Origin of the sequence: Geodermatophilus amargosae (assembly GCF_041028265.1) — a bacterium.
GTDB classification, from domain to species: domain Bacteria; phylum Actinomycetota; class Actinomycetes; order Mycobacteriales; family Geodermatophilaceae; genus Geodermatophilus; species Geodermatophilus amargosae_A.
This window is the reverse complement of the sequence record NZ_JABGCW010000013.1, coordinates 35907-51422: the sequence shown is the minus strand read 5'-3', so window position 1 is coordinate 51422 and position 15516 is coordinate 35907. Positions and strand designations below refer to the sequence as shown.

14 protein-coding genes and 1 pseudogene are annotated in these 15516 nt (G+C 76.6%); 7 read left to right on the top strand and 8 right to left on the bottom strand.

Annotated elements, in window-relative coordinates:
• Positions 1-3 precede the first annotated feature (3 nt).
• The 6 genes from HLV61_RS16135 to uraD are packed head-to-tail and all read right to left on the bottom strand — an operon-like array spanning position 4 to position 3671.
• On the bottom strand, positions 4-441 hold the full coding sequence (locus HLV61_RS16135; RefSeq protein WP_369257203.1) for a GNAT family N-acetyltransferase: 438 nt from the start codon (positions 439-441) through the stop codon (positions 4-6).
• Between the two features lie 2 nt (positions 442-443).
• On the bottom strand, positions 444-938 hold the full coding sequence (locus tag HLV61_RS16130) for a phosphoribosyltransferase (protein ID WP_369257201.1): 495 nt from the start codon (positions 936-938) through the stop codon (positions 444-446).
• Between the two features lie 25 nt (positions 939-963).
• Positions 964-1869, bottom strand: coding sequence for a factor-independent urate hydroxylase (gene pucL / locus HLV61_RS16125; RefSeq protein WP_369257199.1), 906 nt, complete (start codon positions 1867-1869; stop codon positions 964-966).
• A gap of 55 nt (positions 1870-1924) precedes the next feature.
• Positions 1925-2845 carry an arginase family protein gene (locus HLV61_RS16120; protein WP_369257197.1) on the bottom strand — a complete coding sequence of 307 codons (921 nt, stop codon included), beginning with the start codon at positions 2843-2845 and terminating at the stop codon, positions 1925-1927.
• An 11-nt stretch (positions 2846-2856) separates the two neighbouring features.
• Positions 2857-3174, bottom strand: coding sequence for a hydroxyisourate hydrolase (gene uraH, locus HLV61_RS16115; RefSeq protein WP_369257195.1), 318 nt, complete (start codon positions 3172-3174; stop codon positions 2857-2859).
• Entirely contained in the window at positions 3171-3671 is a 501-nt protein-coding gene (uraD, locus tag HLV61_RS16110) for a 2-oxo-4-hydroxy-4-carboxy-5-ureidoimidazoline decarboxylase (RefSeq protein ID WP_369257193.1), read from the bottom strand. Before uraD ends, uraH begins: the two co-directional genes overlap by 4 nt.
• Before the next feature lie 45 nt (positions 3672-3716).
• Here uraD and aceB point away from each other — a divergent pair, with 45 nt between their 5' ends.
• From aceB to HLV61_RS16085, 5 genes are all read left to right on the top strand, one after another.
• The gene (aceB, locus tag HLV61_RS16105; protein WP_369257191.1) at positions 3717-5288 is read left to right on the top strand and encodes a malate synthase A; all 1572 of its coding nucleotides are present in this window, start codon (positions 3717-3719) and stop codon (positions 5286-5288) included.
• The gene (locus HLV61_RS16100) at positions 5288-6583 is read left to right on the top strand and encodes a DUF6986 family protein (RefSeq protein ID WP_369257189.1); all 1296 of its coding nucleotides are present in this window, start codon (positions 5288-5290) and stop codon (positions 6581-6583) included. Before aceB ends, HLV61_RS16100 begins: the two co-directional genes overlap by 1 nt.
• A 21-nt stretch (positions 6584-6604) precedes the next feature.
• The gene (locus HLV61_RS16095) at positions 6605-11686 is read left to right on the top strand and encodes a SpoIIE family protein phosphatase (protein WP_369257187.1); all 5082 of its coding nucleotides are present in this window, start codon (positions 6605-6607) and stop codon (positions 11684-11686) included.
• Between the two features lie 100 nt (positions 11687-11786).
• The gene (locus HLV61_RS16090) at positions 11787-12827 is read left to right on the top strand and encodes an anti-sigma factor RsbA family regulatory protein (protein ID WP_369257185.1); all 1041 of its coding nucleotides are present in this window, start codon (positions 11787-11789) and stop codon (positions 12825-12827) included.
• Positions 12828-12859: 32 nt separating this feature from the next.
• Complete coding sequence (locus HLV61_RS16085; protein WP_369257183.1) at positions 12860-13363, top strand: MarR family winged helix-turn-helix transcriptional regulator; 504 nt, start codon at positions 12860-12862, stop codon at positions 13361-13363.
• Positions 13364-13382: 19 nt separating this feature from the next.
• Here HLV61_RS16085 and HLV61_RS16080 read toward each other — a convergent pair whose 3' ends face one another.
• Positions 13383-14396: an ATP-dependent DNA ligase gene (locus HLV61_RS16080; protein ID WP_369257181.1), complete on the bottom strand. Its 1014-nt coding sequence runs from the start codon at positions 14394-14396 to the stop codon at positions 13383-13385.
• A gap of 145 nt (positions 14397-14541) precedes the next feature.
• On the opposite strand from HLV61_RS16080, the pseudogene HLV61_RS16075 reads away from it, so the two are divergent.
• Together HLV61_RS16075 and HLV61_RS16070 are read left to right on the top strand one after the other, a co-directional pair.
• Positions 14542-14736: pseudogene (locus tag HLV61_RS16075) on the top strand (hypothetical protein); the annotation flags it as partial.
• Between the two features lie 97 nt (positions 14737-14833).
• Positions 14834-14968: a hypothetical protein gene (locus HLV61_RS16070; protein ID WP_369257180.1), complete on the top strand. Its 135-nt coding sequence runs from the start codon at positions 14834-14836 to the stop codon at positions 14966-14968.
• Between the two features lie 14 nt (positions 14969-14982).
• On the opposite strand, the gene HLV61_RS16065 is transcribed toward HLV61_RS16070, so the two are convergent.
• The gene (locus HLV61_RS16065) at positions 14983-15516 is read right to left on the bottom strand and encodes an NUDIX domain-containing protein (RefSeq protein WP_369257178.1); all 534 of its coding nucleotides are present in this window, start codon (positions 15514-15516) and stop codon (positions 14983-14985) included.

Sequence of the window (15516 nt, the reverse complement as noted above, 5' to 3'; positions counted from 1 at the left end):
GGCTCAGAGGGTCAGGGCGAGGACCGGCTCGTCGTCGGCCATCTCGCCGGTGGGGACGAAGCCGAGCGACCGGTAGAACGGCGCCGGGCTGCCCTCGCCCTCCACCACGCTCACCCGCAGCACCGGCACGCCCTGCGCACGGACGTGCTCGGCGACCAGGGCCACCACCTGCCGGCCGATGCCCCGCCCCTGCGCGGAGGCGTCGACCATCAGCCGCCACAGCATGTGCCCGAGCTCCTCGGGGGAGTCCCAGAGCATCACGAAGCCGACCAGTCGGCCGTCCGCGCGCACCGCTCGGCACCAGGCCTGCGGGTACACGTACGCCTCGGCGAGGGACACCGCGTTCGGTGCGACGAGGTGCTCCTGGCCCGGCGCCACCCGCAGGTCGCACACCGCCCGGACGTTCTCCGGCGTGATCGGCTCGAGCTCGACGGCGGCCACGGCTAGTGGGCGGGGCGGCTGCTGCGGGTGCGCACCGGCGGCTGCGACGACCAGGGGAAGTCGATCCACGCGTCGGTGCGGCGCCACACGTAGTCGCACCTCACCAGCGACCGGGACTTCTCGTAGACGACGGCGGTCCGGACGTCGGAGACGTAGCCGGCGCAGAAGTCGCGCACCAGTTCCAGCGTCTTCCCGGTGTCGGCCACGTCGTCGGCGACCAGGACGTCCGCGCCGGTGAGGTCGACGGCGTCCAGCGTCGGCGGCAGCACCACCGGCAGGTCCAGCCGCTCGTCGACGCCGGTGTAGAACTCCACGTTCATCACGAACAGGTTCTTGACGTCGAGCGCGTAGCCCAGGGCCCCGCCGAGGAACAGCCCGCCGCGGGCGATCGACAGGATCAGGTCGGGCTCGAAGCCGTCGTCGGCGACCTGCCGGGCCAGCTCGCGGGCCGCCGTCCCGAACAGGTCGTACGTCAGGACCTCGCGCTCGTCGCTCATGCCGTCATCCCAGCAGACGTCACGCTCAGCAGAAGCCGGGCGTGCCCAGCCACGCGACCTCGGCGGGCGGGACGTCGTCGCGCAGCACGCTGCCCTCGATGAGGCCGTAGGGCCGGTCGTCGGCGTGGTAGACGAGCGTGTCGTCGACCCCCGGGGTGTTGGTCAGGCCGTAGGCCGACAGGTCCTGCAGGAAGTGGTGCTTGTTCGGCATGGACATCCGCACCTCGGCGACGTCGCCGAAGCCCTCGAGCACCGCCTCGCCCATCGCGTACAGCGTCTGCTGCAGGGCGAGGGAGTGGGTGGCGGCGAAGGTCTCGAGCAGCGTCGTCCGGACGCCGGTGAACAGCGCGTCCCAGTCGAGGTCGGCCGACGTGTACCGCCAGCGGGCGGTGACCGCGGTGGCCAGGACGCGGTCGCGGGTCTCGGGCAGGGTCGTGTAGCGGTCACGCGGGTAGCCCCAGAACTCCGAGCCGGTGGTCTTGAGGACGACGAGGTCGGTCAGGCCCGCCAGCACGTGCACGTCGCCCCCGTCGGCGGTGACGACCGCCGTCCGGACCTCCCCGCCGGGGCGCCGGAAGGCGTGCCCGTGCGGCTGCCCGCCGACGGCGATCCGCTCCCAGCCGTAGGACTCCACGGCCACCCGGGCGCCGGTGATCCAGTCGTAGGAGCCGGCGAGGTGGCGGGCCAGGCGCAGGCCGAACGCCTCCGGCGAGCCGACGCCGTCGCGGGCGAAGGCGAAGACGGTGTTCTTCTGCGCGTCGGTGGTCAGGACGTGCGCGTTGTCGCCCGCGGTGTGCGCGGCGGCGAAGTCCCCGCGCAGGCTGGTGCTGACGTTGAGATCCACCAGTTCGTGCCGGGGGGAGCTCCGGTCGACCGCGACGACGCGGACCTCCGCCTTCCCGTACTGGTTGGGCCCGAGCACGATCGCCATGCCCCGCAGCCTGCCCCACGCGGGTTGCGCCGGTGTTGCACGTGGAACCGGCGGGTCAGGGCAGCGCCGCGGCCACCTGCCCGGCGAGCCGGACGACCTCGCGGGCGCAGGAGCCGCCCGGGTCCTGCTCGGGGTCGTAGACCGCCACGCTCCAGCCGGCGCAGCCGGGTACCTCGAGCGCGCCCAGCAGCAGCTCGGTGAGCTCGGCCGGGCGCAGTCCGCCGGGGTCGTCCGGGACGCCGGGCAGTCCCTGGGCGGGGAAGACGACGGGGTCCAGGACGTCGAGGTCCACGTGCAGCCACCACCGGGGCGCCGTGGCGGCCACGTGCGCCGCCGCCTCCCGGCCGGCGGCCCGCGGGGCGGCTGTCACCTCGTCGGCGTCGCGCAGCCACACCCCGGCGTCTCGCAGCCACACCCCGGCGTCGCGCACCGAGCCGACGGCGGAGAGCGCCCGCCAGTCGCGGTCGCGCGGGCCGAGCACCGCCAGCGCCGCCGGGTCGAGGACGCCGCGGCGGCGGGCCAGCGGCCCGGTGAGCAGCCGCCCGGTCAGCCCGAGCAGCCCGATCTCGGTGTTGGCCGCCTCGCCGTCCTCGGAGACGTCCAGCGGCACCGCGTCCTCGTGGCCGTCGACGACCACCAGGCCGGCGGTCCCGGCCGCGTCCCGCAGGCCGGCGACCGACCCGAGCAGCAGCGCGCAGTCGCCGCCGTGGACGACCGGGAAGCGGCCGGCGGCGGCGGCCGCGGCGACCCGTGCGGCGAGCTGGTCGGTGGCCGAGACCAGGGCCGGCTCGTTGAGCAGGCCGCCGGCGGGGCCCCGCTCCGCGACGGGCTCCGGGAGCTCCAGCAGGGTGTCGCGCGCGGGGGAGCCGAGGGCCGCGGCGAGTCCGGCCCGCCGCAGGGCGCCGACGGCGAGGGCCTGGTTGCCGGGGCGGCCGTAGCCGTCGAAGGGCACGCCGACGAGCTCGACCTCCGGCACGGCTCCTCCCGTCAGCTGCCGCGGTAGGTGGAGTAGGCGAACGGGGAGAGCAGCAGCGGCACGTGGTGGTGGACGGCCGGCTCGGAGACGGCGAAGGTCAGCGTGACCTCCGGCCAGAACGCCCTCGTCCCGCGTGCCTCGAACCACGCGCCGGTGGCGAACACCAGCCGGTGCGGCCCGGCCGCCGTGGCCGCCTCGGTCAGCCGGCAGCGGCCGTCGTCGTCGGTCACGCCCTCGCCCAGCTGGGAGTCCCCCGCGAACAGGCGGACGGCGATCCCCGCCGCCGGCCGGCCGGCGACGGCGTCGAGCACGTGCGTGGAGACGCTCATCCGTCGATCAGCTCCTGCACCCGCAGCTCGGTGATCTGCGCCAGCTGCTCGACCACCTCGGCGCGCTCGGCGTCGGGGTCGTTGTCCAGCCGGCGGCGCAGCTCGGCGAGCATCTCCTCCGGCGACCGGCCGGCCGCGCGGATCAGGTAGACGTGCCCGAAGCGCTCCTCGTACGCGCGGTTGCCCTCGACGATGGCGGCGCGGGTGTCGTCGTCGGCGCCGCCCATCGCGCCCTGCTCGCGGCGGGAGGCCCGCGCCTCGGCCGAGGCGCCTTCCACCCGGTCGCCGATCCGCGGATGGGTGGCCAGCGCCAGCTGCACCTCGTCCCAGGGCAGCGCGCGGGCGACCTCCCCGGCGCGGCGGACCAGCGTGGCCGCGTCGGGGAACGGGCGGCCGGCGACGAGCCCGGCGGCGAAGCGCGGGGCGGCGTTGCAGCCGCGCAGCGCCTCGACGGCGGCGTCGGCGGGCTCGCTGTTGAACTCGTCGAGGCGGGACACGGTGACAGGATGGCAGCCCACCCGGGCCGGCAGAGGGGACGAGCGGTGACGGACGTGCGCGTGGAGGGTCCCGACGTCGAGCGGTCCGGGGAGGTGCTCACCCCCGAGGCGCTGGAGTTCGTCGCGGACCTGCAGCGCCGCTTCGGGTCCCAGCGCGACGCCCTGCTGGCCGCCCGGGCCACCCGGCGCGCCGAGATCGCCACCGCCCGCCGGCTCGACTTCCGCCCGGAGACCGCCGACGTCCGCGACGGCGACTGGCAGGTGCCCCCGCCGCCGCCCGGCCTGGTCGACCGCCGGGTGGAGATCACCGGGCCGACCGAGCCGAAGATGGCGGTCAACGCGCTCAACTGCGGCGCCGACGTGTGGCTCGCCGACCTCGAGGACGCCAACACCCCGCACTGGCGCAACGTCGTCACCGGGCAGGTCGTGCTGCGCGACGCCGTGCGCCGTGAGCTCGCCTTCTCCACCCCCGAGGGCCGGGAGTACCGGCTGCGCGAGGACGGCGACCTGCCCACGATCGTCCCCCGCCCCCGCGGCTGGCACCTCCCCGAGCGGCACCTGCTGGTCGACGGGCAGCCGGCGGTCGGTGCGCTGGTCGACGCGGGGCTGTACCTGTTCCACAACGCCGCCGAGCAGCTGTCGCGCGGCAGCGGCCCGTACTTCTACCTGCCGAAGATGGAGGGCCACCTCGAGGCGGCGCTGTGGAGGCTGGTCTTCGACGCCGCCGAGCGGTCGCTGGGGATCCCCGAGGGGTCGGTCCGCGCCACGATGCTCGTCGAGACCATCCCGGCCGCCTTCGAGATGGAGGAGATGCTGCACGCGCTGGGCAGCCACGCCACCGGCCTCAACGCCGGCCGCTGGGACTACCTGTTCAGCGTGATCAAGGTCTTCCGCGAGGCCGGGCCGGAGTTCGTGCTGCCCGACCGGGCGGCGGTCACGATGACCGCGCCGATGATGCGGGCCTACACCGACCAGCTGGTCGCCGTCTGCCACCGCCGCGGCGCCATGGCCATCGGCGGCATGGCCGCGGCGATCCCCAGCCGCAGGGACGCCGAGGCCAACGAGCGCGCGCTGGCGAAGGTCCGCGAGGACAAGACCCGCGAGGCCGGCGACGGCTTCGACGGCTCCTGGGTGGCCCACCCCGACCTCGTCCCGGTCTGCCGGGAGGCCTTCGACGCCGTCCTGGGCGACCGGCCCAACCAGCTCGACCGGCAGCGCCCCGAGGTGTCGGTGACCGCGGCGCAGCTGCTCGACGTCGCGGGCGTCCCGGGCGGGCGCACGCTCGCGGGCCTGCGCGCCAACGTCGAGGTGGCGATCCGCTACCTGGCCGCGTGGCTGGGCGGCAACGGTGCGGTCGGCATCCACGGCCTCATGGAGGACGCCGCCACCGCCGAGATCAGCCGCTCGCAGGTGTGGCAGTGGGTGCACGCCGGCGTCGAGCTGGACACCGGCGAGACGGTGACCGGCGAGCTGGTCCGCCGCGTGGTGGCGGAGGAGGTCGAGGGCATCGGTGACCTGCCGCACCTCGACGACGCCCGGCGGCTGTTCGAGCAGGTGGCGCTGGCGGAGGACTTCCCCGACTTCCTCACCCTCCCGGCCTACGACCTGATCGAGTGATGCTCGAGGAACGGGTCTACGCGGAGCTGGACCGCCGGCTCGCGCCGGTCGACGCCGCCCGCGCCACGGCCTATCCCGGCGAGCGGCCGGGCCGGCAGCCGGTGCACACCTGCTACGTCCCCGCCGACGCCGTCGTCCCCCGCTTGGCCTCCCGCTGGGGTGCCGCCGCGCTGGCGGCGCTCGACGAGCACGGTCTGCCCGACCTCGGGTACGACGCCGGCCTGCTCGAGCAGGTGCTGCCGCGGGTGCGCGCCAAGCTCGCCGCCGAGCCGGTGGAGGACCTGCGGGTCGACGCCGAGGACGGCTACCGCGGCCGTTCCGACGACGAGGACGACGACGTGCGCCGGGCCGCGGCCGCCGTCGCCGCGGACCTCGCCGACGGCACCGCCCCGCCGTCGCTCGGCATCCGCGCGAAGTCGCTGGAGGGGCCCACCCGCCGCCGCGGCGTCCGCTCCCTCGACCTCTTCCTCGCCTCCCTGGAGGCCGGGAGCGCGACGAAGGCCCCTCGGGGGGCCGCTACGAAGGCCCCCGTCGGGGTCATCAGCGCGACGACGGCCCCCCGGGCGACGGTCACGCTGCCCAAGGTCACCGACGTCGAGCAGGTGCGCGCCTTCCTCCCCGTCCTCGACGCGCTGGAGGACGCCCACGGCGTCGCGCTGGACCTGGAGCTGCAGGTGGAGACCCCCCAGGCGGTGCTCGGTGCCGACGGCGCGGTGACGCTGGCCCGCATGGTGCACGCCGCCGGCCCGCGGCTGACCGGCCTGCACCACGGCACCTACGACTACAGCGCGGCGCTGGGCATCGCGGCGGCGCACCAGTCCTCCGACCACCCCGCGCTCGACCTCGCCAAGCAGCTCATGCAGGTCGCCGTCGCGGGGACCGGCGCGCGGGCGGTCGACGGCTCCACCAACCTGCTGCCCGCCGGCCCGCGTGAGCAGGTGCACGCCGGCTGGCGGGTGCACGCCGGGCTGGTCCGGCGGGCGCTGGAGCGCGGCCTCTACCAGGGCTGGGACCTGCACCCCGCCCAGCTGGTCACCCGCTACGTGGCCACCTACGCGTTCTTCCGCGGCGCCCTGCCCGCGGCTGCCGGACGGCTGTCGGCCTACGTCGAGCGGGCCGACGCCGGGGTGCTCGACGAGCCGGCCACCGCGCGGGCGCTGGCCGGGGTGGTGCTGCGCGGGCTGGACTGCGGCGCCGTCGACGCAGGGGAGGTCGCCGCGGCCACCGGCCTGGAGCGCCCGGTGCTCGACGCGCTGGCCGGACGGGGTCCGGCGCGCGCGGGGAGCAGCGCTTAGGCTGCCCTCCGTGGTGGCACGGTGACGGGGAAGGCGCCCGACTCCGTGTTCACCGGTGGCGGGGAGGTGGGCCGGGAGATGGCCGCCCGGGACTGGGCGGACACCCCGTTCGGACCCGCCGGGCACTGGCCCCCGGCGCTGCGCAACCTCGTGCGCATCGTCCTGACCTCGCGGTTCCCGATGTGGGCCGCCTGGGGCCCCGAGCTGTCGTTCTTCTACAACGACGCCTACCGCCGCGACACGCTGCAGGGCAAGCACCCGTGGGCGCTGGGCCGTCCGGCGTCCGAGGTGTGGGCGGAGATCTGGCACGACATCGGCCCGCGGATCGAGTCGGTCCTGGCCACCGGCACCGCCACCTGGGACGAGGACCTGCTGCTCTTCCTGGAGCGCAGCGGGTACCCGGAGGAGACCTACCACACCTTCTCCTACAGCCCGGTCGCCGACGACGACGGCCGCACCGCCGGGATGCTCTGCGTCGTCACCGAGAACACCGACCGGGTGCTCGCCGAGCGGCGGATGGCCAGCCTGCGCGACCTCGCGACGGCGATCGCCGCGACGCGCACCGAGGCCGACGTGCTGGCCGCCGTCGGTGGGCAGCTGGCCCGCAACGACGCCGACCTGCCCTTCTCGGCCACCTACCTGGTGGACGACGACGGCACCGCGCGCCTGGGCACCGCGACCGGGCTGACCCCGGGCTCCCCGGCCGCGCCGCAGACCCTCACCGACGACGCGGTCTGGCCGCTGTCCCGGCTGCGCGCCGGCGAGCAGGCCGTCGTCGACCTCGACGGGGTCCCCGGACTGCCCACCGGCGCCTGGGCGCGCCCGCCGTCGCGGGCGCTCGCGGTACCGGTCGCCTCCCCGGTCGCCTCCCCGGTCGCGGACACTCCCGCGGTCGCCGGCTTCCTGGTGGTGGGGCTCAACCCGCACCGCGCCCTCGACGAGGCCTATGCCGGGTTCCTCGAGCTGGTCGCGGGCCAGATCGCCTCGGGCCTGGCCAATGCGGGCAGCCACGCGGCCGAGCGGCGCCGTGCGGAGGCCCTCGCCGAGCTCGACCGCGCCAAGACCGACTTCTTCAGCAACGTCAGCCACGAGTTCCGCACCCCGCTGACGCTGATCATGGGCCCGGTCGCCGAGCTGCGGGCCTCCGCGGCCGCGGCCGACCCGCGGGTGGCCGAGGAGCTCGAGGTCGTCGAGCGCAACGCGCTGCGGCTGCAGAAGCTGGTCAACACCCTGCTCGACTTCTCGCGCATCCAGGCCGGCCGCATCGACGCGCGGTTCGAGCCGGTCGACCTCGCCGCGACCACCGCGGAGCTCGCCAGCGTCTTCCGCTCCGCCGTCGACCGGGCCGGCCTGCGGCTGACCGTCGACTGCCCGCCGCTGTCGCAGCCGGTGCACGTCGACCGGGACATGTGGGAGAAGGTCGTCCTCAACCTGCTCTCCAACGCGCTGAAGTTCACCTTCGAGGGCGGCATCACCGTGCGGCTCCGGCAGGACGACGGCGCCGCGGTCCTCACCGTCGCCGACACCGGCACCGGCATCCCCGCCGCCGAGCTGCCCCGGCTCTTCGAGCGGTTCAGCCGCGTGTCCGGCGCCCGGTCGCGCTCCGGCGAGGGCAGCGGCATCGGGCTGGCGATGGTCCGTGAGCTGGTGGGCCTGCACGGCGGCTCGGTCGAGGTGCAGAGCGCACCCGACGTCGGGACGACCTTCACCGTCACCGTGCCGCTGGGCAGCGGGCACCTGCCCGCCGACCGTCTGGCGCCCGCGGTGGCCGAGCCGCCGGCGATCTCGCCCGGGGCCACGCCGTTCGTCGCCGAGGCGCTGCGCTGGGTGCCGTCGGCGGGCGACGACGCCCCCGCGGCCGCCCCCGGCTCGCAGGGCAGCCGCGCCGGCCGGGTGCTGGTGGCCGACGACAACGCCGACATGCGCGACTACGTGGTGCGGTTGCTCGCGCCGGTGCACGAGGTCCGTGCCGTCGCCGACGGCCAGGCGGCCCTCGACGCGGCCCTGGCCGACCCGCCCGACCTCGTCGTCAGCGACGTGATGATGCCGCGGCTGGACGGCATGCAGCTGCTCGCCGCCCTGCGCGCCGACGCCCGCACCTCCCGCGTCCCGGTGGTCCTGCTCTCCGCCCGCGCCGGCCAGGAGGCCGCCGTCGAGGGCCTCGCCGCCGGCGCCGACGACTACCTGGTCAAGCCCTTCTCCGCCCAGGAGCTGCTCGCCCGCGTCGACGCCCACCTGCAGCTCGGCCGCGCCCGGCGCGAGGCCGAGGAGCGGTTCACCACGATGGCCGACCTCGCGCCCGCGCTGATCTGGGTCGCCGACGGCACCGGCCGGCGCGAGTTCCTCAACGCCGCCTGGACGGCGTTCACCGGCCGCTCCGTGGAGGCCGAGCGCGGCGAGGGGTGGCAGGCCGGGCTGCACCCCGACGACGCCCGGCGCTACACCGCCACGGTGGCGGCCGCGACGACGGCAGGGGAGGGCTGGGAGGTCGAGTTCCGGCTGCGCCGCGCCGACGGCGCCCACCACTGGCTGCTCGAGCGTGCCGTGCCCATCGGCGGCACCGCCGGAGGCTGGGTGGGCAGCTGCACCGACATCAACGCCCGCTACCGGGAGACCGAGCGGCAGACGCTGCTCGCCGAGGTGGGCACGGCGCTGGACCGCGAGACCGAGGTCGACCGGCAGCTGGCCGGCCTGGCGCGGCTGGTCGTCGACCGCCGCCTGGCCGACGTCTGCACCGCGCGGGTCGTCGGCCCGGACGGGCGGCTGCGCTACGTGGGCCTCGCGGGCCTCGAGGGGGACGTCGACCGCCCGGCGCACCTGGAGCCGCACGGGGGACTGGGCGTCGAGGTGCTCGAGACCGGCGCCTCCGTGCTGCGCCCGCACCTGTCCGGCCCCCGCCACGACGGGATCCGCCTGGACCTGAGCTCGGCGCTGCTGGTGCCGCTCACCGTCCGCGGCCGGGTGCGCGCGGTGCTGGCGCTGGGGCGCCGCGACGACGCCCCGCCCTTCCACGACGACGACCGCGCGCTCGCCGAGGAGATCGCCGCCCGCGCCGCCCTGGCCCTCGACAACGCGCTGCTGCTGGCCGACGAGCGGGCCGCGGCGCGGCGCCTGGGACTGCTGCAGCGGGTCACCGCCGAGCTCTCGGCCGCCACCACGCCGGTCGAGGTGGCCAAGGCGGCCGCCGCCTCCGTCCTCTCGCTCACCGGCGAGGGCAGCAGGGTCGGCGTCTACGAGGTCGACGACGCCGGCCGCGCCCTGCGGCTGCTCGCGCGGTCCGGCCCCCCGGCCGACGACCGGGAGCGCTGGACCGAGATCCCGCTGAGCACGCCGGTGGCGGTCACCACCGCGGTCACCGGACGTCGCGCGGTGTGGATCGACGACGTCCCGGACCGCGGGGACGGCGGGCCCCGGTCGGTCGTGGCGCTGCCGCTGCTGGTCGCCGGCCGGGTGGTCGGCGTGGTCGGTGTGGGCGCTGCCGAGGCCGGCCGGCTGGGGACGGCCGAGCGCGGCATGCTGCTGGCGGTGGCCGAGCAGTGCGCCTCGGCGCTGGACCGGGCCCGCCTCTACCGGGCCGAGCAGGACATCGCCTCCGTCCTGCAGCTGAGCCTGCTGCCCGCCGCGGTGCCCCGGTTGGAGCGGCTCGCGCTGGCCGCCGAGTACCTGCCCGGTGCCGCGGGCACCTCGGCCGGCGGCGACTGGTACGACGTCGTCGAGCTGGGCGGGGGCCGGGTGGCCATCGCGGTCGGTGACGTCGTCGGCCAGGGTCCGGCGGCCGCGGCGGTCATGGGCCAGCTGCGCAGCGCGCTGTCGACGGCGCTGCTGCAGGGCTGTGCCCCGGCCGAGGCGCTGGAGCTGCTGGACCGCTTCGCCGCCCGGTTGCCCGGTGCGCTGGCCTCGACCGCGGCCTGCCTGGTGCTCGACTGGGTGGCCGGCACCGTGCGGTGGGCCCGCGCCGGGCACCTGCCGCCGCTGCTGGTGACCGACGGCGCGGCGACCTTCCTCGAGGAGGGCGGAGGCGCGGTCCTCGGCGCGCCGGGCCGCCGTCCGTACGTCGAGGGCGGCACCACGGTGAAGCCGGGGACGACGCTGCTGCTCTACACCGACGGCCTGGTGGAGCGCCGCGGCGAGTCCCTGGACACCGGCCTGCGCCGCGTGGCCGAGGCCGCCGCACGGCTGGGCGGCGCCGAGCCGCACCGGCTGACCCGCGCGCTGCTCGCCGAGGTGCTCGACGACTCGGCGCTGCCCGACGACGTCGCCGTCATCGCCGCCCGCCTCACCCCCGAGCCGCTGCACGAGGTGCTGCGCGCCGACCCCGCCCGGCTGCGCGGGGTGCGGCGCCGGGTGACCGCCTGGGCGCTGGCCGCCGGGCTGACCGGTGACTCCCTCGACGACCTGCAGCTGGCCCTCGGCGAGGCGCTGGCCAACGCCGTCGAGCACGCCTACGCCGCCACCGCCGGGGAGGGGCGCTGCGAGTACCGGCTCGAGCGGGCCGCCGACGGCAGCATCGACGTCTGCGTGCGCGACGAGGGCGTGTGGCGCCCGGCGCCGGCCGACCGGGGGCACCGCGGGCGTGGACTGGAGCTGATCTCCGCGCTGGCCGCCGACGTCGAGGTGGCCCGCACCGTCGACGAGCGCGGCGCCGCGGGCGCGGGCACCACCGTGCACTTCCGCTTCGTCCCGGCCGGCCCGGGTCCGGACGGGCCGGTGGTCCGGCGCGCCGGCGGGCCGGCCGACCCGGGGGCGGCGCGGCTGACGGTCGACCGCGGGTCCGGGACCGTCCGCCTGGCGTTCTCCGGCGAGCTCGACCTGGCCGCCGTCCCCGGCCTGCGGACCGAGGCCCTGCGTGTCCTCGACGACGTCCCCGACGGCACGCGGGTGCTGGTCGACCTGGAGGCGGTCAGCTACCTGGCCAGCGCCGGCATCGGCCTCATGCTCGAGCTGCTCCAGGTGGCGAGCGCGCGCTCCGTGGTCCTGCGGGTGCGCACCCGCGAGGGATCCGCGCCGGCCCGCGTGCTCGCGCTGGCCGGCGTGGAGCCCGGCGCCGGGCCGGGCCACGTGGACGGTCCGAGGCCCGTCGGGTCCACCCTCCGTGGGACCTGAGGGCCACCCCGGAGGCGCCGACCGGGGGACGTGCCTCACAATCGAGGACAAGGGGCCGGAGCAGTCCTGCCGGCAGTCGGTCGAGGGGCCAGTGGATCCAGTGGGTGAGGCCTCCGCCTCGCAGGCGGAGCAGGGGAGCGGCGCGGCCGCGCGGCACCTCCGCGCGCCGTCGCCGCACTCGGGCTTCGTGCACGGTGCCGCGCTCGTCTCCTCTCCGGGCGAGGCGGTCGCGGTGGCCGCCGCCTACGTCGAGGAGGGCCTGCGGTCCGGGGACCTGTCGGTCCTCGCCTGCGCGCCGGAGACCGTGACGGCCATCCGCCGGGCCCTCGGCGTGCGGTCCCGGGAGGTCGAGGAGGACGCCCGCGTCTGCCTGGTCGGCGCCCGCGCCCCCGATGCCATGGCCGTCATCCGGCAGCGGGTCGAGCAGGCCACCACGACGGGGTCCGGCCGGCTGCGGGTGCTCGCCGAACCCCTGTTCGGGTCCGATCCCCGGCGCTGGCGGGAGATCCGGCGGTACGAGGCGGCGGCGAACACGCTGGTGGACGGCGCGCCGGTGACGTGCCTGTGCCTCTACGACCGGGAGCACCTGCCGGCCGAGGCCCTCGAGACCGCGCGGCACACCCATCCGGAGCTGTGGACGGACGGCGTGCGGGTCGGCAACCCCGAGTACCGGGACCAGACGGCCGTGCTGCGCGACCTCGGCGCGGTCTGCGAGCCGTTGGAGGCAGCGGAGCCGGTCCTCGTCCTCGACGGCGCGCCGGCGCTGGCCGTCCTGCGCGGGGAGCTGCGGCGGGTCCTCGGCGCCGTCGTCCCCGACGGCGACCAGCGCGCCGACCTCTTCCTGGGCGTGAGCGAGGTGGCGGCCAACGCCTTCCGGCACGGACGGCGGCCGATCTCGGCGCGGGTGTGGGCCGACGGCTCCTCCGTCGTCTGTGCGATCACCGACTCCGGCACCGGCTTCAGCAACCCCTTGGCGGGCTTCGTGCCCGCGCACGGCGACGACCTCGCCGCCGGCGGGATGGGCCTGTGGCTCGCCCGCAAGCTGTGGGACTCCGTCGACCTGGTGGCCGGTCCGCAGGGGCTGACCGTCCGGCTGGCCACCGGTCTGGTGCACTCGGGTGAGGGGCGCGGCGCGGCTTGACGCTCGCGTTCTCTCACTGCTGAGGTACCGGCGTGGAGGACTCGGTCGACCTCATCCTCGAGCAGTGGTCCCGCGAGCGCCCGGACCTGGACTGCTCGCCCATGGGGATCATCGGCCGGATCACCCAGCTGCAGCGGGAGGTCCACCTCGCCCAGCGCGCGACGTTCGCCCGGCACGGCCTCGACGCGCCGTCCTTCGACGTCCTCGCCGCCCTCCGCCGGGCAGGGGAGCCCTACCAGCTGACGCCCACCGCGCTCATGCGCACGGCCCTGGTCACCTCGGGGGCGATCACCCAGCGGCTGGACCGGCTGGAGGAGAAGGGGCTGATCACCCGGACGCGCAGCGAGGCCGACGGGCGGGCCGTCGTCGTCACCCTGACCGCGGCCGGCCGGGAGGCCCTCGACGCGGCGCTGCCCGACCACCTGGAGACCGAGCGCGGCCTGCTCGCCGGGCTGTCGGAGGACGAGCTGGCCCAGCTCGCCTGCCTGCTTCGGCGGTTCCTCGTGACGCTGGGCCGGCTGCCGCAGCGTCCCTGAGAGCCGGCGACCTCGGGACTCAGTCGGCCGGCGGGACGTCCCCGGGCGCCAGGTCGGGGCGGACCCGCACGAAGCGCAGCGGGTGCCGGAAGACACCGGCGGTGAGCGCGGCGTCCGCGCTCACCTCGACGACGGCGGCCGGCTCCACCCGGGTGAGCGCCACCGACAGTCGCCCGCCGCCGAAGCGGCCGGTGCCGATCCGCTCGGGCCAGGGGTGGTCGGGGCCGGCGGGGGCGAGGACGGCGGCGAGCTCGGCCGACTGGGCGGGCGAGAGCGGACCGGTGCGCCCGACGACGACCAGCTCGCCGTCGCGGTAGCGGCCGGCCACCAGCTGGCTCGGCCGGTCGAGGGTCCCGATGACGCCGCCGGCCAGGACCTCCGTCGTCTCCCAGGACTTGACCTTGAGCCACTCGCGGCGGCCGCCGGCGTACCGGGTGGACGCGCCCTTGGCCACCAGTCCCTCGATGCCGAGGGGGCGCAGGTCCTCGGCCCAGCCGCGGGCCTCGTCGGGATCGGCGGTGACCGGGGACAGCTGCATCGGGGGAGCCCACCGCCGCGCGAGGTCCTCGAGTGCGGACCGGCGGCTGCGCAGCGGCCGGCGGCGCTGGTCCTCACCGCCGGCCGCCAGCAGGTCGAAGGCGACGTAGGACGCCGGGTGCGCGGCGGCCAGGGCGGCCACCCGGGAGGGCGCGGTGACCATGCGGCGCTGCAGCAGCCCGAAGTCGAGCCGCTCGCCGTTCCAGGCGACCACCTCGCCGTCGAGGACCGTCCCGGCCGGGACCTGGGCGAGCGCGGCCGCGGCGACGTCGGGGAAGCGGTCGGTGAGGTCGCGGCCCTGCTTGGACCACAGCCGGGTCCCGCCACGGCCGCGGACGACGACCAGCCGGTACCCGTCCCACTTGGGCTCGTAGCGGCAGCCGCCGGGCAGCGCGGACGCCGTCGGCAGGTCGCGCACCGACTTGGCCAGCTGCACCGCCACCGGACCGGCGAGGTCCGGCGGCAGGTCCGGCAACCCGGGGACGCTGAGCGGCACCCGGACAGCCTCGGGGCTCCACCCGCGCGGCGGAGGGCCCTGAACCGCGGGATCACCCGTTCAGGGCAGGTCGCCACGCTCCGCGACGCCTCCGCCCGGCGGCACGTCCGGAGCGACGCCGTCCAGGCACGATCGGGTCACGGCGGTGCGGCGGGGATCACCCGCGGTTCGGAAGCGGCCGGACCGAGGGACGTTGAGCTCTCAACGAGGTATTGCCCCGTCCCCGGAGGTCCCGGTGTCCCGTCCCGTCCTGCAGGTGGTCGCCGCCAGCACCCGTCCCGGCCGCCGCGGCATCGCCGTCGCCCGCTGGGTGCAGCGCCTGGCCGAGGAGCACGCCGGCTTCGACGTCGAGCTCGTCGACCTCGCGCAGGTGGGCCCGCCGGTGTTCGACGAGCCGGCCCGCGCTGCGGGCGCACACCGTCCCCGAGGCGGTGTCGGTGCCGTTCTCCGCCCAGTTCCTCGACGAGGAGGACGAGTTCGTGCCCGACACCGAGCTCGAGGCCGGCGGCACGGCGATGCTCGACGAGCTCGCCCGCGTCACCCCCGCCCTGCGCACCCTGCGCGCCGCGTAGGGGCCTTTGTCGCGCTAATGGCTCTCCCGGGAGAGCAGGAGCAGGGCGTAGGCGGCCAGCGACGGGCCGTCGGTGAAGCGGCCGTCCGCGATCATCGCCCGCAGCTCGGCCTCGGTCACGAAGGCCGCCACCATGTCCGCCTCGGTGGCCTCACGGGCCGTCGGGCCGGGCGTCAGATCGGTGGCCAGCCAGACGTCGAACTCCTGCGTGGACAGGCCGGGTGCGAGGTCGAGGTGGCCGAGGTGCGCGATCCGGGCGGCCCGCAGGCCCGTCTCCTCGGCGAGCTCGGCGCGGGCCAGCTCCTCGGGGGTCCCGCTGCTGCCGGAGGACCACGTGCCCTGGGGGAACTCCCAGGCGCGGCGGGCCACGGGGTGGCGGAACTGCTCGACCAGCCAGACGCCGTTCCGCTCGGCGGCGATCACCAGCGCGAAGTCGGGCTTCTCGACGACGGAGTAGACGCCGGTGGAGCCGTCGTCGCGCTCCACGACGTCCTCGCGCAACCGGATCCACGGGTTGCGGTAGACCTCCCGGCTGCCCGTCGTCCGCAT